The sequence below is a fragment of the Pseudomonas sp. PARCl1 genome (assembly GCF_947311875.1).
Classification (GTDB): Bacteria; Pseudomonadota; Gammaproteobacteria; order Pseudomonadales; family Pseudomonadaceae; genus Aquipseudomonas; species Aquipseudomonas juntendi.
The window spans coordinates 1-25,122 of record NZ_CAMZMX010000006.1 but is presented as its reverse complement, the minus strand read 5'-3'; the positions used below and the strand labels follow the sequence as shown (position 1 = coordinate 25,122).

Sequence of the window (25,122 nt, the reverse complement as noted above, 5' to 3'; positions counted from 1 at the left end):
CCAGCACGCAGCCCTACAGCCAGTTGAAGAAGGCCGTGAGCAACGCCCCGCACAGCGCCCCCACCAGCAGCATCGGTAGCACCACCAGCTCACGTTTGAGGCTGAAGATGCCCAGCTTGCGATTGACATGAACAACCAGTACCAGCGTCGGCACCGTGTGCAGGGCCACCCCCCAGATCGCCCATTGCACACCTCCCAGCGCCAGCAACAGCGGCAGGAGCCCCCACAGCGAAACCAGGCGGATGATGTTGTCCATGGCCTGGTACTTGGTGAGGCCCAACGCAATCCATACCTGATGAGCCAAGGTATAGCGCAATACGATGAAGGACAGCGAAAGAATCGCCAGCATTTGGCCAGCTTCCTGGTAGCGGTCATCGTACATCCAGCCAATCAGCAGTGGGCTGGCTGTGAGGAAGCCCCCGCAAATGAACAGCACCAGCAGGTCGACCAGCAAACGGAAGCGGTAATACAGGGTCTTCAGCCGCGCTTTGTCGTCGGCCCTGGCCGCCTCGCTGAACGCTGGCAGCGCCACGGCGCCGACGATCTTCATCAGCGCCGTCTGAACCGCGCCAAGGATGAGCACGGCAATGGAGTACACCCCCAATTGCGCCGCCGACATGCTGGCGCCAAACCAGATACGGTCACCGTACATGGCCAGTACCCCAACCATCGACGACAACAGGATCCAGCGGCCGAACACGATCAATTCGGTGAGTGCCGTACGGTCCCAGCGCAAGTGGTTGCGCGGGCCCTCCAGCGCGGTGTGGCCCAGCACAGTCCAGGCCACCGCCGAGACCAGGCCCGCGATGACCAGGGCCCAGATCGAGTGGGTCAGCACGCCCAGTACCAGCATCACCACCAGCCCGGCCAGTTGCGAGGCCAGGTCGACCAGCACCACGCGCTTCTGCTGGAAGGTACGCACCGCAACATCGATCTTGGTGGATTGGAAGCCCCATATCAGCGCCGACAGGCCGGTAACCGCCAGCACCATCGGCAGCACAGGGGCGGCATAGGTGGAGTCTGCCGGCCACAACTGCTGGTACTGCGCCACCCAGGCCGCCAGGGCCAGCAGCAGCGTCAGGGCGAACAGCACGAAGCCGCGGATGATCTGCACGGTCCACGCCGTATTGAGAAAGTCCGGGTCGTCGCCACGGTGGCTCTGGATGATGTTCTGGCGCAGGCCAACATCGGACAGCAGATGCAGGAGGACCGAAACGGTGGTGGCGATGACCATGACGCCGAACATTTCCGGCAGCAACAGCCGCGCCATGATGAGGTTGCCGCCAAGGCGCATGACCTGTGAAGCCACCTGCGAGACCAGGTTCCACGACCCGGCCCGCATGGCCCGCTTGCGCAGGCTCGCGGAGGCTGACACATCAATCGACGGCATGAATTCATTCTCTGACTGATTGGCTAAAAGTCACTATAGTTTCAATTAGCCACGATGCTAGTGCCCTGGCACGGAACTCAGCGCCTCACTGCCTGGCGGCGTCTTGGGAGCCCGGCCGGCGTTGCCACTCGCCCGAAGACAGTGTAGTTCCGCGACAGGGCAGCCGCCGTTTGCCCACCGAAGGAAAGGTGCACATAGCCGATGCCTGAACATTTTCGTGCGTTGATCGTCATTCTGTTTCTGGCGAGCGTGGTCTTCCTGTTGGCGCGGCGGCCGGCCACCGACCTGATTCCGCTCAGCGATTACAAGCGCCGGCGCAATTTGTGGTTCCTGCTTACCGTGCTGGCGTTCGTCTCGCACAGCTTCTGGCTGTACCTGGGCGCGGGTGCGGCCATCCTGTTGCTGGCACGGCGCCGCGAGCACAACCCCATGGCGCTGTTCTACATGCTGTTGTTCCTGATCCCGCCGGCCTCGGTGCAAGTGCCGGGGTTCGGCGTTGTCAATTACCTGGTCGACCTGAACCACATTCGCCTGCTGACGCTGTGCGTGCTGCTGCCGGCTGCGCTGGAGCTGCGCCGGCACCCCGACAGCGTGCGCTTTGGGCGCACCTGGGCCGACCGGCTGCTGGCCGCCGGGCTGGTGCTGATGAGCGTGCTGTACCTGCGCGAGACCACCCTGACCGATACCTTGCGCCAGGCCCTGTACCTGTATGTCGACGTATTCCTGCCGTACTACGTGGCGAGCCGTGGCCTGCGCCAGCTCAGCGACTTCAAGGACGCGATGCTGGCGTTCGTGCTCACCTCCTTCGTCATGGCCCTGATCGCGGTTGCCGAATACGTGCGCCACTGGTTGCTGTACAGCGCCTTGGTCGACGCCATGGGCGTGCCTTGGAGCATGTCCGGCTACCTGAGCCGTGGCGGCGCCCTGCGGGCCAGTGTCACCACCGGCCAGGCGATTGCACTGGGCTATGTGATGAGCGTGGCGATTGGCCTGTTCCTGTTCGTGCAGGGTTACGTGCAGCGGCCCTTGCACAGGGCCATGGGCGCCCTGCTGCTGGCGGCCGGCCTGTTCGCGCCGTTGTCCCGTGGGCCGTGGATTGGCGCAGTGGTCATCGTGGTGGTGTTCATCGCGCTGGGCAAAGGTGCGGTCAGGCGCCTGGCACTGCTGGGGGCGGCCGGCATGCTGGCGCTGCCGTTGCTGACGGTGGTGCCGGGCGGTGACAAGGTGCTGGACCTGCTGCCCTACATCGGCAATATCGAAAAGGAAAACATCACCTACCGCGAGCGGCTGATGGACAACTCGTGGATCGTCATCCAGCGCAATCCGCTGTTCGGCTCGTTCGACTTCCGCAACACCCCGGAAATGCAGGCGATGATCCAGGGTGAAGGCATCATCGACATCGTCAACACCTACATCAACCTGGCACTGCGCGTGGGGCTGGTCGGGCTTGGCCTGTTCGTGGCGTTCTTTGCCGTGGTGCTGCACGGTATCCGCAAGGCGATGCGCAGCTTCCCGGACAAGGACGACGAACGACGACAGCTCGGCCGCGTGTTGCTGGCAACGCTGATCGGCATCCTGGTGATCATCTTCACCGTCAGCAGTATCACCTTCATCCCCGTGGTGTACTGGTCGATCGCCGGTCTGGGCGTGGCCTACACCCAGATGGTGCGGCGGCTGCATGCCAGCCCCGCGGTGGCACTGGCCGAACCCGACCTCCAACCCAGGTAATGTTCATGAATGCGCTCGCCCTGCGTGGTTTCATCCGCCTTTCGGCCTTCGCCAGCCTGGCCTTGCTGCCACTGCCGGGCTGGGCGTCTGCCTGGCAGGTCAGTGTCGACGAGCACACTGGCCTGCCCACCGTAAGCCGTGGTGGCGGCCCGGTGATGAAAGCCAAGTTCGATTTCTGGGCCGCCAACTGGAGCTGGACCGGCTTCTACACCGACCTCAAGGTCAACGGGCCGTACCACTACACCCTGCTGGGCAAGAACAAGGAACTGGACTTCGACCTGGCCGCGGATATCCGCAAGGAGCAGGCGCAAACGCTGAGCTGGACCTTCGACCTCGATGCACACAGCCGCAAGGCCGGGGTGATGGGGGGCGGCATGGTGTTCCAGTTCGACCCTGCGCAGGTCACCGGGGCCATGGGCGCCCCGCAATTGCTGCCAGGCAACCGCGGCTGGTGGTGGGGCAACGCCGAGCAGGGCCGGCGCATCGAAATGCGCTTCGAGCCGCCCTTGGCCAAAGTGTATTTCGAGCGTGGCAACCCGTCTGAGCTGCGCGCGTTTCTGTACCAGGACCCGATCACTGCCGGCAAGCAACAGCTCAAGGCCGTGCTCAACCTGACCGGGGACATCGAGCTCGCACCCACCGCCACCGAACGCTTCGGCCTGGCCGACCCGGCCAGCTGGCCAGACGACCAGTTGGACTGGCGCAGCGCGCCGGTAGACTTGTCGTTCCTCAATGCAGCAGAAAAACCCGCTGGCAAGCGTGGCTTCGTCAAGGCGGTCGGCGAGCAACTGGTGTTTACCGACAACACCGCCGTGCGGTTCTGGGGCACCAACCTGTCGGCCTATGCGTTGTTCAAAAGCCCCGACGAGGAGATCCGCCAGCAGGCCAAACGCTTGTCGGCCCTGGGTTTCAACCTGGTCCGCCTGCATCATCACGATTCACCCTGGGTCAGCCCCAATGTGTTTGGCGACGGTACCTTGGTGCGCGACACCCAGCAGCTCAGCGCCGAATCGCTGCGCAAGCTGGACCTGTGGATCAAAGCACTCAAGGACGAGGGCATCTACATCTGGCTGGACATGCATGTGCAACGGGCGCTCACTGCCAACGACAATATCGAAGACTTCGACGAACTGGCCAAAGGCGAAGCGCGCATCGACCTGAAGGGCTACGCCTACGTCAACCGCAGTATCCAGCAGGCAATGAAGCGCTTCGCCGAGCAGTACCTGACCCACGTCAACCCATACACGGGGCTGGCCTACAAAGACGACCCGGCCATTGCCGCCGTGCTGATCACCAACGAGAACGACCTGACTCAGCACTACGGCAATGCCCTGATGCCGAACAAGGATGTGCCGCGCCACAGCGAACGCTACATGGCTGCCGCCAAGGCCTTCGCCAAACAGTACGACCTGCCCGCCGACCTGACTTGGCGTGCCTGGGAGCATGGGCCATCGAAGCTGTTCCTCAACGACTTGGAGCAGCGCTTCAATGCCGACATGATCGCCCACCTGCGCAGCGTGGGCGTGAAAGTGCCGATCGCCACCACCAGCACCTGGGGCGGCAACGGCCTGAGTGCGCTGCCGGCACTGAGTGTTGGCGATGTGATCGACGCCCATAGCTACGGGGACATGGGTCAACTGGAGAAAAACCCGCTGACCAGCGACGGCATGATCGACTGGATCGGCGCCGCCCAGGTGGTCGGCAAGCCACTGACCGTCACCGAGTGGAACGCCGAGCCGTTCCCGCTGCCAGACCGTCACTCGCTGCCACTGTACATGGCCGCTACCGCCAGCCACCAAGGCTGGGACGCCCTGCTGCAATATGCCTACAGCCAACAGGCGTTCAACCCGGGTTGGCGCACGGCAGACAACTGGCACGCCTACAACGACCCTGGCATGCTCGCCACCCTGCCCGCTGCTGCCCTGCTCTACCGCCGCGGCGATGTGAAGCCCGCCACTACCGACTATGTGTTCGCCCCGACGGCAGCCACCCTGTACAACCAGGAAATCACTCCGCGCAATTCGCCACTGCTGCGTACTGCCATGGAAAAGGGCCGCTTGCAGATCGCCCTGCCGCAAACGCCGCAACTGCCCTGGTTGAAACCTGCTGCCATCCCAAGCGGCGCGCACGTGCTGCAAGCCCCCGATGAATCGCTGCTGCCGGCGGATGCCAGCGAATCGACCACCGACACGGGCGAGCTCAGGCGTAACTGGCAACAAGGCCTTTACACCATCGACACGCCGCTCACCCAGGCTGCCACCGGCTGGCTGGGGGGGCGGTCGATCAGCCTGGGCGCTGTGCAGGTGCAGGCGACTACGCCCTATGCCAGTGTCGTGGTGCAGAGCCTGGACGACAAACCGCTGGGGCAGTCGCGGGACCTGCTGGTGTCGCTGGGCACCCGGGCCATGCCCAAGCCCGATGACAAGACACCGTTCAATGTCGAGCCGCTGGAAGGCCGCCTGACCATCCAGGCGCCTGCCGGCCTGAAGCTGTACGCCCGCGATGCACAGGCGCAGTTGAAGGCGCTGCCTGTGGCCTACGACAACGGGCACTACACCCTGACCTTTGACGGCAGCTACATGTCCAACTGGCTGTTCTTGAAATAGGGCACATGGCCATCTACGCTCGATTCACTGCGTCGCTAAAACAGCAGGTCACAGGGGGTGCGCATGAAATGCCTGGTTGTCGGTGGCGCCGGCTACATTGGCTCACACATGGTCAAGCACCTGCAGGGCGCCGGCCATGAGGTAGTGGTGGCGGACCTGGTTTCACCTGGCCCCGGGGTTCAATGGGCCAAGCTCGACATTGCCGACGAAGCCGCACTGGATGTGTTGTTCGGCGTTGTGCATTTCGACGCGGTGTTTCACTTTGCCTCGTTCATTCAAGTGGGTGAATCGGTCAGCGCACCCGGCAAGTATTACCAGAACAATGTGGCTGCCACCCTTGCGCTGCTGCAGGCCATGGTCAACGCCGGCATCAAGTACCTGGTGTTTTCGTCGAGCGCTGCGGTGTATGGCAACCCGCTGTATGTGCCCATTGACGAAGCGCATGGCAAACAGCCGATCAACCCCTATGGCTTGAGCAAATGGATGGTCGAGCAGATTCTCGAGGACTTCGACCGCGCCTATGGTTTGAAGTCGGTTTGCCTGCGTTACTTCAACGCTGCCGGGGCCGACCCGGAGGGCCTGTTGGGTGAGCGGCATGAGCCGGAAACCCACCTGATCCCGTTGATCCTGCAGGCGGCATCGGGGCGGCGCGAGGCAGTCACTGTGTTTGGCCGCGACTACGACACCCCGGACGGCACCTGTATTCGCGATTATGTGCATGTGTCGGACCTGGCCACGGCGCATGCGTTGGCGGTGGACTACCTGCTGGCGGGTGGGGAGCGTACTGCGTTCAACTTGGGCAATGGCCTGGGCTTTTCGGTGCAGCAGGTGATTGATACCGCGCGTGGGGTAACCGGGCGGCAGATCGACACACTGGACGCCCCCCGCCGCGCCGGCGACCCGCCGCGGTTGGTGGCCGATGCCAGCAGAGCGCTGCAAGTGCTGGGCTGGCGGCCGGAGTTCGCCGCGCTGGAGCAGATCGTCCGGCATGCGTGGCAGTGGGAGTTGCAGTACCCCTGGGCCATACGCCAGGGGCGGTAGCCGAGAACAGCACGGGCCGCATTTGCTCCACAGTCGTCGCTAGCCACAGCGACACCGCCCGTTGAGGAGCAACTGTCTTTCTTAAAATTTGAAAAGCCTGCGCTATTCATTGTGGGAGCGGGCTTGCCCGCGAAGCAGTCGACGCGGTGTCTGGCACCGGCTGCGCCGGTGTTCGCGGGCAAGCCCGCTCCCACAGTAATTTGTGGGCGCGGTTTCACCCGCGGTAACTTAGCGTCGCCTCAGTAATAGGTACGCGGCTGTTCGTCAGCCTTGTTCAACACCGTACCAATCAGGTTGACCCCTGCCAGATGGTGCAGGCAGTCCTCGATTTCTTTCTTGTTGTTCATGCCATTGGCCACCACCAGCAATACACAATCGAACTTGGGTATGACGGTGATCGCGTCGTCGGAGCTCAGCAACGGCGGCAGGTCGAAAATGCAGATGCGCGACTCGTAGCGGTTACGCAACTCGCCAATCAGGTTACTCACCTTGGGCGACGACAACACCTCGGTCGACAACGGCACCGGCACCCGGGTCGGCAGCACCACGAAGCGCGGCAAGGTCGGGTTGACCAGGCAGTCCTGCAGTGGCGACTTGTCGTTCAGGAACTCGTTCAGTGCATGCTCCATCGGCAGGCCCAATGTGCTCCCCACCTTGGGCCGGCGCAGGTCGAAGTCCACCAGCAAGGCGGTCTTGGTGGTGTGGTGGGCAATACTCATGGCCAGGTTGACCGCCAACACGGTTTTGCCTGCCTCCGGCGTGGGCGAGGTGATGGCCAGGGTGCGCCAGCCGTTCTCGTCCATCAGCCGCAGCACCTGGGTGCGCAACAGGTCGATCGGCCCGTTCATGTTCGAGTTCTTGTTGAACGCCACAATTCGGTTGCGCTCCAGGTGGTCTGGATGCAGTGGCACCACCTTGGTGTTGACGTAATCGAACTGCCCCGGCACCTCCGCCAGCGCCGTGCCAGGGGCCGGCGACAGCGGCTGAGGGGTACTCGGTGTGACCTGATGAATAGTGTTGCCAACAGCCGGCTTGGTCCTGTCCATCACTGCATTCCCTATACGAACCGCGACATGACTTTGTACAGCAGCACATCCAGTGGCATGTAGTACACGTGCACCAGCACTATCATGATAGCCGCCAGCGCCAAGGCCGCCACGATCAAGCGGTTACGCCAGCGTTTGCGCCTGGCCACATCGGCCCGCGTCTCGATATACGGCAGTGCCACCAACACCCGTTTGCCCAGCAGGTTCTCCAGAGCACCAACGCCCCGCACCCGCTGGTTGAGCATTTCCAGCAACATGACCAGCGCGCCGCCACCGGCCGGCGCCAGAACCAGCCCCAGCGCGGCGATCTTCTTGCGGTTAGGCTTGATCGGCTTCTCGGGCAACAGGGGCGGCTCCAGCAGCACAAAGCGCTCGGCTTTGTTTTCCTGCTCCAGGCTTTCGGTGATTTTCGCACTCATTTCCTTGGCGCGGATTTCTTCGTATTTCTTGCGTGCGTTGTCGTGGTCACGCATCAGGGTGACCAAGCCACGCTCGACCTGCGGCGCTTCGAGGATCTCGGCTTCATAGCCTTCCATTTTTCGGGTCAGCTCGCGCTTTTGCTCGGCCAGCGAAGCGATGCGTTCCTGGGTGGCGCTCATTTTGGCGCGTACCCGGGCAACATCCAGGCTGACCGAAGACGCAGTGCTGGTGCGACCACCACTGGCCTCCAGCGCCTGAATCTTGCGTTTGACCGCCACCACATCGGGGTGGGCTTCCTTGTAACGGGTCAACAGCCGGGCGTACTCTGCCTTCAGGCTTGGCAGGTCCTGGGCCTGGTCGGCAGCGGCAGGGCGCGCGCCATCGGCAGCCTTGGTCGCCAGGCCGGCATTGGCCGCCGACAGTTCGAGCTCCAGGTAACGCAACTCTTCCTGCGCCGCCTTGTAGTCCCGGTCGACCTCACGGAACTCCAGCTCCGAACGCGACAGCATGTTCATGCGCAGCGTCTGGTGTTCGGGCAGTGCATTGGCATGTGCCTGCTTGAAATCGGCCAGCTGGTTTTCCAGGCTGGCCAGCTCAGCGCCCAGCTTGTTGGCTTCCTGGGTAAGAAACTCGGTGGTTTCGTTGGCCCGCTCGGTACGCTGCTTGAGGTTTTCGTTGAGGAACAGCGATACCAGCTCATCGGCGACCTGCTTGGCCACTTGCGGCTGCTTGTGCTCGAACGACACATTGAAGGCCACGGTCGCCTCGCCCCTGCCGCGCACGAACGTGGTAAGGGTCTCGACCACGATGGCGTTGCGCATCTGGTCGATTTTGTCGCTTTCGCCAAGACGCTTGTCGGCGAACAGGTCGTACTTGTCGATGATGCGCAGCAGGTTCTCGCGGGTCATGACACGCTGGCGGATCACCTCGATGCGCTCATCGGCAAAACTGGTGGTGTTGGTTGATACCAGCTCGGGCGAAATCTGCTGTGACTCCACCAGGATAGTGCCGGTCGACTGGTAGATCGGCGGCACCATCAAGGCCACCGCCACGGTCGCGGCCAGAATGACTACGGCACTCACCCCTAGCACCAGGGCTCGGTCCTTGATTATGGCGATGTAATCTCTGAGGGATAGCTCGTAGTCAGACTTCATGGGGCCACCTGCCTGAAGTTCAGATGTCGGGGTACCTGTACGTCAACGTCAAACCCACGATGGTTGCGGTTGCATCCGGTACGTGGTCCTGCTGGCGTTCCTTGTACATCAGCGACAGGCGCAGGTCCCAATACGGCGAGAACTCTCGGCTGGCCCATACGCTGTACGTTTGCAGTGTGTTCGGTGACTGCCCTTTGCTGTCTTGCCAGGCAGCGTCTGCGCCCACCCGGGTCAGCTCGGTAACGGCATAGCTCCACACCCCGCGTACCTGGTCCAGCTCGGCGAAGCCGCCTTCGGCACTGGCCACCGTGCTGCGTTCGGCGGTGAAGCTGGCATCGGCCCGCACACCGGTATAGAGCAAAGCCACGCCACCCTCCCCGCGTCGGCCGCCTTCATCGCCCGACACCTCGTTGACACCAATGTGGGCATCGGCACTCAGGCCATCGGCCAGTTGGTACTTGATGCCCACAGCCGGGGTGTAACTGTTGGAAGCGGTGGCGGTCAGGTCCTGCTCGGGCTCGTAGCGCCGCGCGCCGAAGCGGGTATACACATCGGCGCGCTCGCTCCAGGCATAGGTCCAGGTAAACACGTTGGCCAGTTCGTTGTAACCCGTCAGCGTGCTGACGTCATACCGGGCGCGGCTGTAGGTGGTTTCGTTGCTCAAGGTACTGCGCTCGGTAACCGCCTGGCTCCAGTTGCCGGTCAGGGTGTAGAGCTTCTGCGTGCCATCGGTGGTGATCACCCCGGTATCCAGCACGGTGCCCGACAACGTCGAGCTTTCGTTGTAGCGTGCCACCAGGCCAAAACGCCCGCGCTCGGTGGTGCGCTGCCAGCCCAGGCTGATGTCGGGGTCCTCGCGGTTATCGACTACGTTGGTGTCGGACGAGCGCAATACATTCATGCCCAGCCCCAGTCTCAGTTCGTCACGGTCGAAGGTGCCGATCAGGGTGTAATCGGGCGCGATGATCGTGCGCGTGATGCCCTTCTCGCCCGACGTCAGCAACAATGGGTTGCTGTCGTACTCGACGGATGTCGGCACCACCACCGTAGACTGCCAATTTGCCGCCAGGGCCGATTCCGTAAACGGCAAGACCAAGATTGCCGTTGCAATGCTAGTTGTTCTGAAAAGTGGCATTAAATGTTCTTATTGAAGGCAAGATCAAGGAACGACCAGCGTGTCGCCAGCCTGAAGTTGGATGTTGGTGGACATATCGCGCCCAGACACCAGGTCCTTATATCGCACGGGCAAGATCTTTTGGGAAGCGCCTGCGCCACGAACTACCTTGATCTCGCTTTCGTCGGCAAACTTGTCCAGGCCACCCGACATGCTCAGCGCCTGCAACACGGCGGTCGGCCCGGCCATTTGCACTGGCCCCGGCTTGATCACTTTGCCCTGGACATAGACCAGGTTGCCGGCGATGCTCTTGACGACAACGCTGACATTCGGGTCGGGAAGGTATTTTTCAAGTTTGGCAGCCACTTGCTTTTCGACTGCGGTTACATCGAGCCCGGCAACATTGATGCGCCCGGCCAGTGGGAAAGTGATGCTGCCATCGGGTAGTACGGTCGCTTCCTGGCGCAAGCTGTCTTCCTGCCAGACCGATACCATCACCACATCGCCAGGGCTGAGCAAATACGCAGAGCTGCCGGTATCGGCGCAACTGGCACTCGACCACACCGTCAACAAGCAGAACGCGGCAAACAATGAACGCATCATGAGGGTCCCTCCGGCCAAATGGCCCGACAAAGAGCACTGTATGAGAACAACGCACCAACTCTCGCTCCGCTTCGCGACCCACCACTGCCGCGACGGCCTCGGCCTTCCTGGAGGCCCTTAACTTGACGCTGTGCAGCCTGGGCTGCGGTGCCTGAAACCATGGACCTTCATGGGCTACAGGGAATATAGCAACGGTTGGTGAATTAACAAGCCAGCGGCAAAACCCCACCCCGCGACTTGCGGCAAAGGGTGTTCAGATTTTCCGGCGGTTGGCCACCGCCACAAAACCGACAACAGCGAACGCAAAGAACCAGCCAGCCGTTGAAACAGGAATGATACTGTTCTGGCTGATATAGGAATCGGCTGCACGCGCAGCGCCACTCAAGAGCACCAGCAAGAACATCGATTTGATTATCAGAGTCGTGCGCATACGCCCTTCCTTTAAACAGGAAAATCAATGAGTTATTGGCGAGGTAGTGCGGGGTTTGTGTCGCTGTTGAATTGAGCTTATGGGCACAGTGACACTACGTCAATGATCCGACACCATAATAAAATTCAATGGGCGGCAGGCAGATTCGTCAAAAAAACGACAGACAGGAAGTGCTGCATCCAGCCAGCTGCTGGATGCCAGCGTTTCACGGATGAGAAAGTGAAAGGTTCAGGCAGGCCTGCAACAGCGCCCTGCCCGGCTCATTCCTGGGCATGGTGAACGACCACCAGCAATTGCGCCGGCTGCGCGCCTACCGAGCGCAGGCGATGCGGGGTTTGCGCGTTGAAATGCAAGGCATCGCCCTGCTCCAGCAGCACCCGCTCGTTCATGAAGTCCACCTCCACCTGGCCCGCGTGCACGAACAGGAACTCTTCGCCCTGGTGCTCCTTGAAGGTCGGGTCGCTAAACTCCGAAGGCGGCTGGATCAGGAACGGTACCAGGCTGCGCTGCCCCACCTGGCTGGTCAACGCCGCATAGCCGGGGCCCTGGCCGTCACCCACCAGCGCCTGGCGCTCGCCGTGGCGCACCAGGCTATAGCGGCTCTGGCCGGCCTGCTCTTCGGCAAACAGTTCCTCGACATTCACGTTCAATGCGCGCGCCAGCTTCAGGGCGGCAGCAATCGACGGCGTGTTGAGGCCACGTTCGACCTTGGACAGGTAGCTTTTGGTCATGCTGGTCTTTTCGGCCAGCATTTCCAGGGTCATTCCCAGTTTCTTGCGCAGCAGTTTCAATCGGATAGACATGTGACGCGTGTTTCCCAGGCCAAGGCAGCCCGGGCATGATACGTGGAGCCGCCGCTCATGGCATCACCGGTGGCACATACTGCAGCGTGGTGCCCAGCGCCCAGAGCAATACCAGCACCAGCGGCACATGCACCAGCAGTTGCACGAAGGAAAAGCCGATCAGGTCGCGTGCCTTGAGCCCCAGCACGCCCAGCAGTGGCAGCATGTAGAACGGGTTGATCAGGTTCGGCAAGGCCTCTGCCGCGTTGTAGATCTGCACCGCCCAGCCCAGGTGGTATTGCAGGTCGTTGGCCACTAGCATCACGTAGGGCGCTTCGATGATCCATTTGCCGCCGCCCGACGGGATGAAGAAGCCCAGCACCGCCGAATACACGCCCATCAGCAAGGCATAGGTGTCGTGGGTGGCGATCTGGGTGAAGAACAACGATATGTGGTGGGCCAGGGTCTGTTCGTCCACGCCCTTCACCTGGGTGAGAATGGCCGCGATCGAACCGTACAGCGGGAACTGGATCAGCACCCCGGTGGTGGTCGGTACCGCGCGCGCCACGGCGTCGAGGAAACTGCGCGGGCGCCAATGCAACAGGGCACCGAGCATGATGAACAACAGGTTGTAAGTGTTGAGCCCGGAGATGGCGGTAATCGCCGGTTTGGTAGCGAACTCCTGGTACAGCCAGCCGGCAGCCAGGGCGACCAGCAGCAGAATCAGGATGGGGCTGTGCTCCAGCCACTCACCGGGGCGGGTGCGCTGGGGTGCCGCCGGTGCAGTGAAGCTGGGGTCCACGCCACACGCTTCGGCGCTGCGTGCGCTGTTCGGCCCGGGTGCCGTGGCGTAGGCGATGACCAGCGAGACGATGACCAGCGCCGCCAGCATTACCCCGGATTGCCACAGAAAGATGGTTTCGGTGAACGGAATGACGCCGGTGATCGACAGGATCGAAGGCGGCAAGCTGGCCGGGTTGGCCTGCAGTTGCGCCGCCGACGAAGACAGGCCCAGTGCCCACACAGCGCCCAGGCCCAGGTAGGCGGCCGCACCCGCAGCACGGTAATCCATCTTCAGGTCGGTGCGCCGCGCCAGGGCGCGCACCAGCAAACCACCGAACACCAGCGACAGGCCCCAGTTGAGCAAGGAAGCCAGCATCGAGATCAGGGCCACCCAGCACACGGCCGAGCGGCCATTGCCAGGGATACGCGCCAGGCGGTCGATCAGGCGTGCCGCCGGTGGCGAACTGGCGACCACATAGCCACCGATGACCACGAAAGCCATCTGCATGGTAAACGGAATCAGGCTCCAGAAACCATCGCCAAAGGCCTTGGCGGTGTCGGTCGGCTTGGCCCCCATGGCCAGCGCGCCGATGCACACCAGCAGCACCGCCAAGGCGGCGAATACCCAGGAGTCGGGGAACCAGCGTTCGGCCCAGTTGGAGCAGCGCAAGGCAAAGCGCGCGCTACGGCTGTCTTGAATTTCAGCGGCCACAGTGGCATTCCTTTTATTGGTTTTATGAGGTGAATCAGACAACGCAAAAACCCTGTAGGTACAGGTTCACTCGCGACCATGCCGGTAATGTACCGACACACTCAGCGGTGCAACCTGCGCCTACAGGGTTGGGTGGCGTAACGCCTTAGAACGTCATTTCCTGCACATCATCCGGCACGATCAATTTGCCGGCAGTCTTCTCGACGATTTCCTCGATGCTCACCCCTGGCGCGGTTTCGCGCAGGATGAACGCACCGTCTTCAATTTCCAGGTAGGCCAGGTCGGTCAGCACCTTGCGGATGCAACCGGCACCGGTCAGCGGCAGGCTGCACTGCGCCAGCAGCTTGGACTCGCCGTCCTTGGACGCGTGGGTCATGGTCACGATGATGTTCTCGGCGCCCGCCACCAGGTCCATGGCGCCGCCCATGCCCTTGACCAGCTTGCCCGGGATCATCCACGAGGCGATATTGCCCTGCACGTCTACCTCGAACGCACCCAGCACGGTCAGGTCGACATGGCCGCCACGAATCATGGCGAACGACTGCGCCGAGTCGAAGATCGAGGCACCCCGGCGGGCGGTGACGGTCTGCTTGCCGGCGTTGATCATGTCGGGGTCGAGGGTGCTTTCGGTGGGAAACTCGCCCATGCCGAGCAGGCCGTTTTCCGATTGCAGCATCACATCCATGTCGGCGGGTACATAGTTGGCCACCAGGGTCGGAATGCCGATACCCAGGTTGACGTAGTAGCCGTCCTTCAGTTCACGGGCGACGCGTTGCGCCATCTGTTCGCGGGTCAGTGCCATGGTCAGGATCTCTTTGTTGTTCTGGTGGAGGCCGCTCAGGCCTTGACGGTGCGCTTTTCGATACGCTTTTCGAAGGTGCCGACGATCACCCGGTCAACATAGATGCCTGGGGTGTGGATCTCGCTCGGCAGCAGCACACCGGGCTCGACGATTTCTTCCACTTCGACCACGGTGATCTTGCCGGCAGTGGCCGCCAGCGGGTTGAAGTTCTGCGCGGTGTTGCGGTACACCACGTTGCCGTAATGGTCGGCCTTCCAGCCCTTGACGATGGCGAAGTCACCGGTGATGGACTCTTCGAGGATGTACTTGCGGCCCTTGAATTCGCGAACCTCCTTGCCTTCGGCAACCGGCGTGCCGTAACCGGTGGCGGTAAAGAACGCCGGGATGCCGGCGCCGCCAGCGCGCATTTTCTCGGCCAGGGTGCCTTGGGGTGTCAGCTCCACTTCCAACTCACCGCTGAGCAACTGGCGCTCGAATTCGGCGTTTTCGCCCACGTAGGAGGCGATCATCTTGCGGATCTGCCGGTCTTCCAGCAGCACCCCCAGGCCAAAGCCGTCCACCCCGCAGTTGTTGGAGACCACGGTCAGGCCTTTGACGCCACGGCGCCTGATTTCGCTGATGAGGTTTTCCGGAATGCCGCACAGGCCAAAACCACCGGCCAGTACCGTCATGTTGTCGGTCAGCCCGTCGAGGGCCTGTTCGTAGGTTGCAACGCGCTTGTCCAGTCCGGCCATGCTGATCCGCCTTTTGTAGTTGTTGAACCGACGAGGCTGTCGGTGAGCGTGTGTAGCCATCTTCACCGCAAGCGACTGATTTGTTAATTTTGTTTTCATCATCGATTGATAAATTTCGCAAAATAAACGATAGGCCCGTCATGAACGTCAAGCAACTGCGCGCCTTTGTCGCCGTGGCCAAGTACCAGAGCTTCGCACAGGCCGGTGAACACCTGCACGTATCGCAACCGGCCCTGAGCCTGACCATCAAGGCCCTGGAAGAGAACCTGGGCGGCGCCCTGCTCAGCCGCACCACCCGCAGCGTCAGCCTGACGGCCGAAGGCGAAGTGCTGCTGCCGCTGGCGCGGCGGCTGCTGGCCGACTGGGACGATACCGAAGAGATGCTGCGGCAACGCTTCACCCTGCAACTGGGCCGGGTCTCGGTGGCGGCGATGCCGTCGTTCGCCGGTAACCTGCTGCCCCATTCCCTCAAGGTGTTCCGCCAACGCTACCCCAAGGTCAACGTCACCGTGCACGATGTGATCAACGAACAGGTGCAGGAACTGGTGCGCCACCGCCGAGTCGAACTGGGCATTGGTTTCGAGCCGGACAATACCGACGGCCTGCACTTCCACCCGCTGTACATGGACCGTTTTGTCGCGGTGGTGCCCGCTGACTCACCCTTGGCGTTGTTGAACCAGGTCAGTTGGGCGCAACTCATGGCCGAAGATTTCGTGGCCCTGCAGCGGCCGTCGGCGGTACGCCTGTTGATGGAGCAGAATGTTGCCGCCCAGCACGGCAAACTGGCCGTGGCTTTCGAAAGCCACCAACTGGCGACCATCGGCCGCATGGTTGCCAGCGGCCTGGGCGTTAGCGCGGTGCCGGCCCTGTGCATCAACCAGATGCAGGAACTGGGTGCACGCTGCGTGCCCCTGGTCGAACCCACGGTCGAGCGGCGCATTGGGGTAATTGCCCTGAGCGAGCACAAACTGTCCACCGCAGCGCAGGCGTTGCTTGAAGTTCTACTGTCCAATACACAGCCCCCGGAGGTGACATGCGTTACGTGAAACTGGCAGGCGCGAGCGTGCCGGCCATTGGCCAAGGCACCTGGTACATGGGCGAAGACCCTGGGCGCAAGGCGGCAGAGGTAGCGGCCTTGCAACAGGGTATCGAGCTGGGCCTGAGCCTGATCGACACCGCCGAAATGTATGCCGAAGGCGGTGCGGAGACCGTGGTTGGCCAGGCCATTGCCGGGCGCCGCGACCAAGTGTTCCTGGTCAGCAAAGTCTACCCGCACAATGCCGGGCGGCAGGGCATGGCAAGCGCCTGCGAGCGCAGCCTGGCACGCCTGGGTACCGAGTGCATCGATCTGTACCTGCTGCACTGGCGGGGCCAGCACCCGCTGGAAGAAACCGTCGACGCCTTCGAGCGTTTGCGCGAGCAGGGCAAGATCAAGCGTTGGGGCGTTTCCAATTTCGATATCGACGACCTGCGCGAATTGAACAACCCTGCCTGCGCCACCAACCAGGTGCTGTACAACCCGGCCCAGCGGGGCATCGAATTCGACTTGCTGCCCTGGTGCCAACAAAGCGCGCTACCGACCATGGCCTACTGCCCGTTGGCCCAGGCCGGGCGCTTGTTGCAGCACCCGGTGCTGGCAGAAATAGCCGAGCGCCATGGTGCCACGCCGGCTCAGGTCTGCCTGGCCTGGGTTACCCGTGATGATGGCATCATTGCCATCCCCAAAGCCGTGGCGCCCGAGCATGTTCGGCTGAATGCAGCAGCGGGTGCATTGGCCTTGACCCGCGAAGACCTGCGCGCAATCGACCTGGCCTTCCCGGCGCCCACCCGCAAGCAGCGCTTGGCGATGGTGTAGTCCGCCAAGGCATTTTCGTGAATGCGTGGTCGCGCCGCCGCGGGGTAGCCCGCGGCGTTAATGAAAGTCGCGGCTACGCACGTCCAACCCCTGCAACAGCGCGGTCACATCTTCCAGGCGCCGTGCTATCAGGTGGCGCACGCCATTTTGCTGCTCCAGCCGCCCGCTGACCTTGAGCAACTGCGCCCCCACCAGCGCCCGCCTTTGCCGCTCGGCCAGCGCCCGCCATACCACCACGTTGACCATACCGTGTTCGTCCTCGAGGGTGACGAACGTCACCCCGCTGGCGGTCTGCGGCCGCTGCCGCCCCACCACCAGCCCCGTCACGGCGGTGTTGTCGCCATGCTCCAGGCCTTGCAGTTCTGCAGAACTGCGGCAGCCCAGTGCCCGCAGCCGTGCACGCAGCAAGGTCAACGGGTGCGGCCCCAATGTGGTACCCAACGCCTGGTAATCGGCCACCAGGTCCTGCGCCACTGTCGGGGCCGGCAACTGCACCGCCACCTCCGGCACGGCCTGTACATCGGCAAACAGCGGCAGTTGCGCCTGCACGGCCGCCACCTGCCAGCGCGCCTGATGCCGGTCGCTGGCCAAGGCGCGAAGCGCGCCGGCATCCGCCAGGCAGGCCCGCGCGCGGGTGGCCAGCCCGGCACGCAGGCACAGGTCTTCCACGTCGCGCCATGGCTGCTGCGCCCGGGCCTGCTCCAGGCGCCTGGCATCGGCTTCGGCCAGGCCCCGGACCAGGCGCAAGCCCATGCGCAAGGCCAACGTGCCTTGGGCATCCGGCTCCAGCGTGCAGTCCCATTCACTGTGGCAGACATCCACCGGCCGTACCTCGATGCCCTGGCGCCGCGCCTCCTGCAGCAGTTGGTCGGGGCTGTAGAAGCCCATGGGCCAGCTGTTGACCAAGGCGCAGGTGAAAATCGCCGGTTCATGGCACTTCAGCCAGCTGCTGGCATAGCACAGCAAGGCAAAGCTGGCGGCATGCGACTCTGGAAAACCATAGCTGCCGAAGCCTTTGATCTGTTCGAAAATGCGCTCGGCGAATGCCAGCTCGTAGCCATTGCGCAACATGCCCTGCAGCAAGCGCTGGCGGTGCGGTTCCAGACCGCCATGGCGTTTCCAGGCGGCCATGCTGCGCCGCAACTGATCGGCCTCGCCTGGTGAATAGTCGGCTGCGACCATGGCCAGCTCCATCACCTGTTCCTGGAACAGTGGCACACCCAAGGTGCGCTCGAACACCTCTTTCAGTTTTGGCGACGGGTAGGTCACCGGCTCTTGCTTCAGCCGCCTGCGCAGGTAGGGGTGCACCATGTCGCCCTGGATTGGCCCTGGGCGCACGATGGCCACCTCGATCACAAGGTCGTAGAAGGTGTTGGGCCGCAGCCGCGGCAACATGGCCATTTGCGCGCGTGACTCGATCTGGAATACCCCCATGGTCTCGGCGCGGCTGATCATGGCGTAGGTGGCGGGGTCTTCGCTGGGGATGGTCGCCAGGGTCAGTTCACGGCCACGGTGGCGCTGCAGCAGGTCGAAGCAACGGCGCAAGGCACTGAGCATGCCCAGCGCCAGCACGTCCACCTTGAGCAGGCCGACCATGTCGAGGTCGTCCTTGTCCCACTGGATGACGGTACGTTCGGCCATGGCGGCGTTTTCCACCGGCACCAGCTGGTCCAGCGGCTGCTGCGAGATGACAAACCCGCCCGGGTGCTGCGACAGGTGCCTGGGGAAGCCGATCAACTCGCCGGCCAGTATCAGCACCCGCCGCAACAACGGGCTGCCAGCTTCGAACCCGGCCTCGGCCAGGCGTTGTTCGTCGGGTATGCGGTCGCTCCAGCGGCCACAGCATTTGGCCAGGGCATCGACCTGGTCCATGGGCAAACCCAGCACACGCGCGACATCGCGCACGGCACCTGCAGCATGGTACGTATTGACCACCGCCGTCAGCGCAGCACGGTGCCGCCCATAACGGCGGAACACGTACTGGATCACTTCTTCACGGCGGTCGTGTTCGAAATCCACGTCGATATCGGGCGGCTCGTTGCGCTCGCGTGACAAAAAACGCTCGAACAGCAGCCGGTGCTGCATGGGATCGAGCTCGGTGATGCCCAGCACGAAGCACACCACCGAATTGGCCGCCGAGCCGCGGCCCTGGCAGAGGATACCCTGGCGCCGGGCGAAGGCGACGATGTCGTGCACGGTCAGAAAGTAGCTTTCGTACCCCAGCTCTTCGATCAGCGCCAGCTCCGTGTCCAGCACCTGTCGCACCTTGGCGCTCGGCCCGTGTGGCCAACGCACGGGCAACCCCTGCTCGCACAGAGCACGCAGCCAAGTGGCCGGGGTATGAGCTTCAGGCACCAGTTCGCGTGGATACTGATAGTGCAGTTGGCCGAGGTCGAACTGGCAGCGCTGGGCAATGGCCAGGGTCTCGGCCAGCATCTCGGGCGGGTAGAGTTCTGCCAGTTGTACCGGGCTGCGCAAGTGCCGTTCGCCATTGGCAAACAGAAAACGCCCGGCTTCGGCCACCTGGCAATGCTGACGAATCGCAGTCATGCAGTCCTGCAACGCCCGGCGGCCGCGCACATGCATATGCACATCGCCACATGCCACTGCGCGGATACCCAGCTCGGCCGCCAGGGCTTGCTGGCCCTGCAGGTGCCGGGCATCGTCACTGCCACGGTGCAGGTGCACGGCCAACCACAGGCGCTCAGCAAACAGCCCGCGCAACCACTGGCCGGTGGCCGTATCGCCCCTGTCGCCCGCCACCCACAAGGCCAGCAAGCCGTGATGGTGCTGCTGAAGGTCATCCCGAAAAAGCTGGTACTGGCCCTTTTCCGCCCGCCGTCGGGCGCGGGTAATCAGTGCGCACAGGTTCTGGTAGCCCGCCAGGTCGGCAACCAGCAGCACCAGCTTGGGGCCGTCGTGCAGCTGCACTTCGCTGCCGACGATCAGCGGCACCTGGTGCACTTTGGCAGCCTGCCAGGCGCGCACGATACCGGCCAGCGTACATTCGTCAGTGATCGCCAGGGCCTGGTAACCCTGCTCTTTGGCCCGCCGGAACAGTTCGTCGGCGCTCGAAGCGCCGCGCTGGAAACTGAAATTGGACAGGCAATGCAGCTCGGCATACGGGGCGGGGTTCATGCGAACCAGCCCTGCAACCAAAGCGGGCCGGCCTGGCCCAGGTCACGGTAGGCCCAGCCACGCAGGCCGTCGCGGGTTTCGATGCGGTAGTAATCGCGGCGTACATCGCCACCATCCCACCAGCCCGACTCGATGCGCTCGCCAGGGCCCAGCAAGCGGTAGCCAGCCTCGTCCAGCGCCAGCGGCGCGGGCAGCAACCAACCAGGGCGACTGCCCGGGGCCACCGGCATGCCCCCGAGCGCCCCCTGCTCTGCCAGTTGCCAGGCACATTCGGGCCGGTGATCGGCGGCCGCGCTCAGGCCTTGGACAGCCTCATCGCCCAGCCGCGCGCGCAAGCGCTCGCGCAATTGCTCCCAAGGTTGCGCCTGTTGCGCCCGTGGGTCGAACAACGCCTGGTGTTGTGGCACAAAGGCTGGCAGGTCTTCGGCGACCAACCGCAGGTTGCGCACCGGGGCCGGAATACGCAGCGGCTCCAGGCGCCCACGGGCCAGTTCGAACAGCATCGCGGCGTCGCGCTCGGCGGCCAGCAAGCCGACCTTCAGCAACGTGTCCGGGCCTTCGACATGCTCCAGGTGCAGGCAAAAGCGCTGCACGCCACAATCGCGACCGGCCAGGAATGCGGCCAGGTCGTTGAGCATGCGCCGCAGCGGAAACAACAGCGCCTGGTGCGATTCAACATCGAAGTTCAGCTCCAGCCGGCTCTCGAAACGATCGGGCGGCAGGTAGAAGTCCAACCCCAGGGTGCGCAGGCCGAGCAACTGATCCAGGTGCAGTTGGACCTGGGCGGGAAAGCGTTTGGCCAAGGTGTCGCGCGGCAACGCCAGCACCTGGCCGAGTTGCCGCAAGCCCATGCGGGCAAAGGCTTCGGCAGCCTCTGGCGGCAAGCCGATGCGCTGGATGGGCATGTTCAGCAACGCGTTACGGGTGGCTTCGGCATCGGCGACCACCAGGCCATCGTGGGCATTGGCCAGCATGCGCGCTGCCACCGGGTTGCTGGCTACCACGATGCGCTGGCGCAAGCCCAGTTCAGCCAGTTCCTGGCGCAGGCGTGCTTCCATCACCGGCCATGGGCCGAACAGCTGCAGGCTTGAGCCCACCTCCAGCAACAGCGCACGCGGGTAATGCAGGCTGACCTGGGCACTGAAACGGTAGGCCCAGGCGGCCAGCAGTTGCTGCATGCGCTCGATGCGCCTGGGGTCTGTTTCGATACAGGTGAAACCATCGGCCAGCGCACGTGCAGCGGTCAGGGTTTGCCCGGCCCGCAGGCCGAGTGCCGCCGCTGCCGGGTTGACTGCCTGCAGTACCCGCCGCTGGCTGGGCCCGCCAATGATGACCAGGGGGTTGGCTGGGTCTTCGCGCTCGCGCAGGACGGTGTCCAACGCCATTTGCGGAAGCAGGATGCAGGCCCAGAGCATGTTGCATCAGCCCTGCCACTGGCTGGCAATGGGCAGGGCCGGCGGCATGCCGCCGCGGCTTTTCAGCACCCGCCATTGGGCTGGGCGGGTATCCACGGCGATGCGCAATGCTGCCGGTGACGGGTTGTGGGCGGCCTGCTGCGGCCGGCAGGCAAAGGCCAGCGCCTGACCGGTTTCCGCCGCCACTTGCAGGCGCCGCAGGGCACGGTCATCGGCACGCTCGGGCCAGCACAGCACTGCCGCGCAACTGCCCGAGCGCAGGCACTGCTCGGCGGCCCACAGGGCGTCAGCGGGCTCGGCGTTTACCTGCACCAGCCAGCGCAGGTCTACCCCCGCGGCCTGCCAGGCCGGCGCATAGGGAATGAAAGGCGGCGCCACCAGCACCACGCGGCTGGCTTCTGCGCTCAGGCGTGCCAGGGTTGGCCACAGCAACTGCAATTCGCCACAACCCGGGTTCGCCAACAGCAGTTCGCTCAATGCGGCTGCCGGCCAACCGCCTTCCGGTAAACGTTGGTCCAGCGCGGCATGGCCGGTTGGCTGCAGCCCCAGCGGTCGCGCCTGGGCCTGCCGGCCGCGCCATACCCGGCGCTGGTCCAACAACCGGTCGAGGTCGACCACCGCGCCCATCAGTCACGCCTCAGCAAGCCACAGAACACGCCTTCGATGAAGAACTCCTGTGTGGGGAGCACATCGATAGGCGCATAGGCTGGGTTACGTGGCAACAACCGGTAGTGCTTGCCCACGCGTTGCAGGCGCTTGATGGTGACTTCGCCGTCGAGCCGGGCTACCACGATCTGGCCATCACGGGCATCGGCCTGTTGCAGGATGCCGACCAGGTCACCGTCGAAGATGCCGTCATCGATCATCGAATCGCCACGCACCTTGAGCAAGTAGTCGGGGGTGCGCCGGAACAGGCTGGGGTCGAGCAGCAACTGCTCGTGGATGCCCAGGTCCGGGCCGATCGGGGCGCCTGCCGCCACTTGGCCGAGCACCGGGACTTCGAGCATTTCTGGCCGGCGCAGGGGGTCGGCCAGGCGAATGCCCCGCGCCTGGTTGGGGGTGACATCGATATAACCCGCCTGACACAGGGCGGTGATGTGTTTGCGCGCGACGCTGCGCGAGGCAAAACCGAAGCGCGTGGCGATGTCCGCCAGGCTCGGCGGCTGACCGTGGTCGCTGATGCGCTCGCGGATGAAGTCGAAAATGGCGCGGCGTTTGGGGGTAAGGTTGTTCATGGAGCACATTTGTACTCCTTTCGCCGCGCGCTGAACAGACCCCTTCGTCGTCTGCATTGGTTATGATCCCCCGGCTTGTGTCTTTCTGAACGGGATACCCCATGCTCACCGCCCTGCTGTTCGACCTCGACGGAACCCTTACCGACACCGACAGCCTGCACTTGCAGGCCTTTCGCCAACTGCTGCGTGACCATGACGGGCGCGAGCTGAGCCAGGCCCAGTTCGAGGCCCAGGTCAGCGGCAGGGCCAATGGCGAGCTGTTCGCCGAACTGTTCCCCGGCGCCAGTACCGAACAGTGCGCGAGGCTGGCCGACCGCAAGGAAGCCTTGTTCCGGGAGATGTCGCCGGCGTTGCAGCCCATGCCAGGCCTGCTGCGCCTGCTGGAACATGCCCAGGCCCACGCCATCGGCATGTGCGTGGTCACCAACGCGCCGCGGCTCAATGCCGAGCACATGCTCGCTGCCATGGGCTTGGCCCAGCGCTTCGAGCATGTGGTCGTGGCCGACGAGCTGGCGCGGCCCAAACCCGACCCACTGCCCTACCTTACCGGGCTGCAGCGGCTGGGCGCCGCGGCCGGGCAGGCGCTGGCTTTCGAGGACTCCTTGCCGGGGGTGGCTGCAGCCACTGCGGCCGGTATCTTTACCGTCGGCGTAGCCACCACGCAAACGCCTGAGCGGTTGCGGGCAGCGGGGGCACAGTTGGTCATCGCTGATTTCAACGATACCCAGTTGTGGGCATTGGTCGAGCAACGCCAGCGCGCTTGATCCTCGACAGCACCATTGAAGCCCTAGCCATCCCAACCACCGCGCTGCCCAGGCCACCCCATGCTGATCGACGAAGAACTCACCCTGAAAAAGCTGGAAACCTTCCTCGCCTTCATGCGCAGCGGCAACCTCAGCCGCGCTGCCGCCGAACTGTGCACCAGTTCGGTCAGCGTGCACCGTGCCATCCATTCGCTGGAAAGCGCCCTGCGCTGCGCCCTTTTCAAGCACGAAGGCCGGCAGCTGATTCCGCTGGAAAGCGCCTACGTACTGGAAAAGAAAGCCCGCCTGCTGATCCAGGACGCCGAGCAGATGGTGCGCCAGACCCGCGAAGCTGCCGGCTTCTATGCCGAGCGCTTTCGTCTGGGCGCGCTGTACTCGCTAACGGTAAAAACCGTGCCCAAGCTGGTGATGGGGCTTAAGCTGCGGCGCAGCGAACTGAACATCGACCTCACCCTGGGCTCCAACCTCGACCTGCTGCAGCGCCTGAAAAACCATGAACTGGAGGCCATTCTCGTCTCCCTGGACGAGAGCGTCAGCGACCCGGCCTGCGAACAACTGCCGCTGTTTTCCGACGACATCTTCCTCGCCGTACCCACCGACTCCCCCTTCGCCGAGCAGGCCGAGGTGGACCTGGCCGACCTCGCCGACTCCACCTTCATCACCCTGACCCAAGGGTTTGCCACACACCGCGATGGCGCCCGGGTCTTCCAGCAAGCCGGCTTCGAGCCAAAGGTGGCCATGCAGGTCAACGACATCTTCACCCTGCTGAGCATGGTCAGCTCGGGCGTGGGCTTTGCCCTGCTGCCGGGGCGCATCGCGGCCGTCTACGAAAACCGCGTCAGGCTGATAGCCCTGCAGCCGCAGTACCGTTTGCAGCAGCATATCGGCGTGGTGTTTCTGAAGGCGCGGGAGCGGGAGCCGAACCTGCTGGCCTTGCTGGCGGAATGCCGGATGTACAGCCTGGAGCGCTAGGTTGTTGCACTGGCAACGATGCAGGGCGGCACCAGGAGCGTAGTGCTGTCCACTTGAGCAGTTGGGGCCGCTCCGCGACCCATCGCAGGCAAGCCAGCTCCCAAAAGGATCGCCTTAGGGCTGACAGGTGTTTGTCAGAAGATATGCAGCGCCTGTGAGATCGAGCGCCGCCCGCGCGGCGCATCGCGAGCTGCGCTCGCTCCTACGTTTGTTTCGGGCCAGTAACCCCTGTGCCAGATGCGCGCGGCCGCCTTGTTCGTATGGCGATTTTGAGGCATGCGCCAAGGCGTTCGCGCGCAAATCCCACAGGAATAATTGGCCCGAAACAAACGTAGATACTCTGTTGGCGGTCAAGCTTTTCTGAGGTGTTCAGAGCTGAAAAGCTTGGCCGTATCAAA

21 protein-coding genes are annotated in these 25,122 nt (G+C 63.5%); 7 read left to right on the top strand and 14 right to left on the bottom strand.

The window, feature by feature from the left end; genetic code table 11:
* Nucleotides 1-13 precede the first annotated feature (13 nt).
* Nucleotides 14-1,390, bottom strand: a complete 1,377-nt coding sequence (locus QME24_RS05160) for an oligosaccharide flippase family protein (RefSeq protein ID WP_009682740.1) — start codon at nt 1,388-1,390, stop codon at nt 14-16.
* Nucleotides 1,391-1,591: 201 nt separating this feature from the next.
* Between QME24_RS05160 and QME24_RS05155 the strand changes: the two genes are divergently transcribed.
* The 3 genes from QME24_RS05155 to galE all read left to right on the top strand — a co-directional run bounded on the left by QME24_RS05155 (nt 1,592) and on the right by galE (nt 6,765).
* Nucleotides 1,592-3,118: an O-antigen ligase family protein gene (locus tag QME24_RS05155; RefSeq protein WP_029885429.1), complete on the top strand. Its 1,527-nt coding sequence runs from the start codon at nt 1,592-1,594 to the stop codon at nt 3,116-3,118.
* A 5-nt stretch (nt 3,119-3,123) separates the two neighbouring features.
* Nucleotides 3,124-5,724, top strand: a complete 2,601-nt coding sequence (locus QME24_RS05150; RefSeq protein WP_280091635.1) for a cellulase family glycosylhydrolase — start codon at nt 3,124-3,126, stop codon at nt 5,722-5,724.
* Nucleotides 5,725-5,787: 63 nt separating this feature from the next.
* Entirely contained in the window at nt 5,788-6,765 is a 978-nt protein-coding gene (gene galE, locus QME24_RS05145) for a UDP-glucose 4-epimerase GalE (RefSeq protein ID WP_009682736.1), read from the top strand.
* 239 nt (nt 6,766-7,004) lie between these two features.
* Here galE and QME24_RS05140 read toward each other — a convergent pair whose 3' ends face one another.
* The 9 genes from QME24_RS05140 to QME24_RS05100 form a co-directional block, all read right to left on the bottom strand.
* On the bottom strand, nt 7,005-7,811 hold the full coding sequence (locus QME24_RS05140; RefSeq protein ID WP_054905470.1) for a CpsD/CapB family tyrosine-protein kinase: 807 nt from the start codon (nt 7,809-7,811) through the stop codon (nt 7,005-7,007).
* Nucleotides 7,812-7,822: 11 nt separating this feature from the next.
* Nucleotides 7,823-9,385 carry a Wzz/FepE/Etk N-terminal domain-containing protein gene (locus tag QME24_RS05135; RefSeq protein WP_029885426.1) on the bottom strand — a complete coding sequence of 521 codons (1,563 nt, stop codon included), beginning with the start codon at nt 9,383-9,385 and terminating at the stop codon, nt 7,823-7,825.
* A gap of 19 nt (nt 9,386-9,404) precedes the next feature.
* The gene (locus tag QME24_RS05130) at nt 9,405-10,520 is read right to left on the bottom strand and encodes a hypothetical protein (RefSeq protein WP_232892324.1); all 1,116 of its coding nucleotides are present in this window, start codon (nt 10,518-10,520) and stop codon (nt 9,405-9,407) included.
* A 24-nt stretch (nt 10,521-10,544) separates the two neighbouring features.
* Nucleotides 10,545-11,102 carry a polysaccharide biosynthesis/export family protein gene (locus tag QME24_RS05125; RefSeq protein WP_029885424.1) on the bottom strand — a complete coding sequence of 186 codons (558 nt, stop codon included), beginning with the start codon at nt 11,100-11,102 and terminating at the stop codon, nt 10,545-10,547.
* A gap of 253 nt (nt 11,103-11,355) precedes the next feature.
* On the bottom strand, nt 11,356-11,532 hold the full coding sequence (locus QME24_RS05120) for a hypothetical protein (RefSeq protein ID WP_009682731.1): 177 nt from the start codon (nt 11,530-11,532) through the stop codon (nt 11,356-11,358).
* 260 nt (nt 11,533-11,792) lie between these two features.
* Nucleotides 11,793-12,335: an XRE family transcriptional regulator gene (locus QME24_RS05115; RefSeq protein ID WP_235767729.1), complete on the bottom strand. Its 543-nt coding sequence runs from the start codon at nt 12,333-12,335 to the stop codon at nt 11,793-11,795.
* 55 nt (nt 12,336-12,390) lie between these two features.
* Entirely contained in the window at nt 12,391-13,809 is a 1,419-nt protein-coding gene (locus QME24_RS05110) for a TIGR00366 family protein (protein ID WP_029885422.1), read from the bottom strand.
* Between the two features lie 145 nt (nt 13,810-13,954).
* Nucleotides 13,955-14,611: a CoA transferase subunit B gene (locus tag QME24_RS05105; RefSeq protein ID WP_009682728.1), complete on the bottom strand. Its 657-nt coding sequence runs from the start codon at nt 14,609-14,611 to the stop codon at nt 13,955-13,957.
* A 35-nt stretch (nt 14,612-14,646) separates the two neighbouring features.
* Entirely contained in the window at nt 14,647-15,345 is a 699-nt protein-coding gene (locus QME24_RS05100) for a CoA transferase subunit A (RefSeq protein WP_009682727.1), read from the bottom strand.
* 140 nt (nt 15,346-15,485) lie between these two features.
* Here QME24_RS05100 and QME24_RS05095 point away from each other — a divergent pair, with 140 nt between their 5' ends.
* The gene (locus QME24_RS05095) at nt 15,486-16,391 is read left to right on the top strand and encodes a LysR family transcriptional regulator (RefSeq protein ID WP_029885421.1); all 906 of its coding nucleotides are present in this window, start codon (nt 15,486-15,488) and stop codon (nt 16,389-16,391) included.
* Nucleotides 16,379-17,200 carry an aldo/keto reductase gene (locus tag QME24_RS05090; protein WP_280091636.1) on the top strand — a complete coding sequence of 274 codons (822 nt, stop codon included), beginning with the start codon at nt 16,379-16,381 and terminating at the stop codon, nt 17,198-17,200. Before QME24_RS05095 ends, QME24_RS05090 begins: the two co-directional genes overlap by 13 nt.
* 57 nt (nt 17,201-17,257) lie before the next feature.
* Here the strand turns inward: QME24_RS05090 and QME24_RS05085 are convergent, their stop codons facing one another.
* From QME24_RS05085 to lexA, 4 genes are read right to left on the bottom strand one after another with little or no spacing between them, the layout of a single operon-like run.
* Entirely contained in the window at nt 17,258-20,338 is a 3,081-nt protein-coding gene (locus tag QME24_RS05085; RefSeq protein WP_280091637.1) for an error-prone DNA polymerase, read from the bottom strand.
* Entirely contained in the window at nt 20,335-21,753 is a 1,419-nt protein-coding gene (locus QME24_RS05080) for a DNA polymerase Y family protein (protein WP_280091638.1), read from the bottom strand. Before QME24_RS05080 ends, QME24_RS05085 begins: the two co-directional genes overlap by 4 nt.
* Nucleotides 21,754-21,759: 6 nt before the next feature.
* Nucleotides 21,760-22,380, bottom strand: a complete 621-nt coding sequence (gene imuA / locus QME24_RS05075; RefSeq protein ID WP_280091639.1) for a translesion DNA synthesis-associated protein ImuA — start codon at nt 22,378-22,380, stop codon at nt 21,760-21,762.
* On the bottom strand, nt 22,380-22,997 hold the full coding sequence (gene lexA / locus QME24_RS05070; RefSeq protein WP_029885416.1) for a transcriptional repressor LexA: 618 nt from the start codon (nt 22,995-22,997) through the stop codon (nt 22,380-22,382). The genes imuA and lexA overlap by 1 nt, the downstream gene beginning before the upstream one ends.
* 92 nt (nt 22,998-23,089) lie before the next feature.
* Between lexA and QME24_RS05065 the strand changes: the two genes are divergently transcribed.
* Together QME24_RS05065 and QME24_RS05060 are read left to right on the top strand one after the other, a co-directional pair.
* Nucleotides 23,090-23,752 (top strand): HAD-IA family hydrolase, encoded by a 663-nt coding sequence (locus QME24_RS05065; protein WP_232892328.1) that lies wholly within the window; start codon nt 23,090-23,092, stop codon nt 23,750-23,752.
* A 60-nt stretch (nt 23,753-23,812) separates the two neighbouring features.
* On the top strand, nt 23,813-24,724 hold the full coding sequence (locus QME24_RS05060) for a LysR substrate-binding domain-containing protein (protein WP_009682715.1): 912 nt from the start codon (nt 23,813-23,815) through the stop codon (nt 24,722-24,724).
* The last annotated feature ends 398 nt before the right edge of the window (nt 24,725-25,122 follow it).